Genomic DNA, 983 nt, shown 5'->3' with positions numbered 1-983 from the left:
AACCACAATATTCCTTATACGCATAGCGAGTGATTGATTTCTATCACTGATTAAGATTCAAAAGACTTTACCGATTTCATTAGTTTTTGGAATGATGGACATTCTAAGTGATCTGATTGTGGGCAACTTGCTACATGGTTAAGACCAGGGGCTGATCATACTCGATCGCTTTTTATGCATAACCCTTAAAAACAATGAGATAAGAAATAGCTTGATTGATCCCGCCAATGTGATCAAATAGGTCACTTTTTCTTTGTCTTTTGACCTATATATGCTCAAACATCTCGATAACATTGCTGATTGCCGTTCCCATATAAATCAAGAACATGATGTCATTGACATCTGTTTTCTTGTGCTTAGTGCCGTCATCTCAGGCGCTCAAAGCTGGTCTGCTTGCCATGAATTCGGCACATTGAAATTGGAATGGTTACGGAAATACCGCCCCTTTACCAATGGTATTCCCAGCCAGCAGAGTATTGGTCGTATTTTTAGAGGAGTGTCGAAGCAATCACTGCTTGATGCACTGATGAGTTGGGTGAATGAGTATCGCGTCAATACAGGACAATCTTCTATTGCTATCGATGGTAAAGTGTTAAAAGGTGCCAAAGCATCAGCCTCAAGTGCGGCGTTACATATGGTAACCGCATATGATACAGGCTCTGGCTTAGTATTCAGCGCGAAATCAGGTGCGAGTAAAAAGAGTGAACTTAAACTTGTGCAAGAACTGCTTACGTGTCTTGATTTGAAATCGGAATTACTTACATTTGATGCGTTGCACTGTCAATCACAAACACTTGATTACATAGCAAAAGAAGGTGGAGATTGCATTCTGCAAGTAAAAGGGAATCAGCCCAAACTGTACGAGGCTCTACAGGCACAATTTACTGATTACATTGAAAATAACCCTGATGCAGAATGCTTTACCGAAACTAATAAAGGGCATGGTCGAGTTGAAAAACGAATAACGTTTCAATGTCCACTGA

1 pseudogene is annotated in these 983 nt (G+C 40.3%); it reads left to right on the top strand.

The annotated features are described in order from the left end of the window. Nucleotides 1-271: 271 nt before the first annotated feature. Nucleotides 272-983: pseudogene (locus L5L91_RS22550) on the top strand (ISAs1-like element ISSpu13 family transposase); the annotation flags it as partial.

Source organism: Shewanella sp. SM55 (genome assembly GCF_025654025.1).
GTDB classification, from domain to species: Bacteria; Pseudomonadota; Gammaproteobacteria; order Enterobacterales; family Shewanellaceae; genus Shewanella; species Shewanella oncorhynchi.
Note: the sequence above shows the minus strand (reverse complement) of the source record. Positions and strands in the feature narration are given on the sequence as shown.